Raw genomic sequence first — 279 nt, 5'->3', positions numbered from 1 at the left:
ATTCATCCATCCCCACCAGATGGCTGAATTCCACGTCGATCACCGGCAGTTTCTGCACTTCTGCATATTCGTCAAAAGGAAATTCAGACCCCATTGCCGCAGCAAGACGAACCAGATCGTTTAACGATTCCAGTCCGGTAAAGATTTCCTCCTCCCCGTGGTATTCATTTTTGAGCCAGCTATCATCCGCCAGAATATCCAGCAGTTCGCGGGTATCCCCGGTTTGCTGCAGGGTCTGTGCGACTTGCTGTCCTTCAGACGTGGCGATCTTTTCTTTCA

General features: G+C 50.5%; 1 protein-coding gene. It reads right to left on the bottom strand.

Annotated features, from left to right (window positions below; genetic code table 11):
* The coding region (locus tag LZP73_RS21140; RefSeq protein WP_234236977.1) for a hypothetical protein at window positions 1–279 on the bottom strand (279 nt) is incomplete at both ends.

The organism is Shewanella sp. AS16 (assembly GCF_021412365.1).
Classification (GTDB): domain Bacteria; phylum Pseudomonadota; class Gammaproteobacteria; order Enterobacterales; family Shewanellaceae; genus Shewanella; species Shewanella salipaludis.
This window is presented reverse-complemented; position numbering and strand designations above follow the sequence as displayed.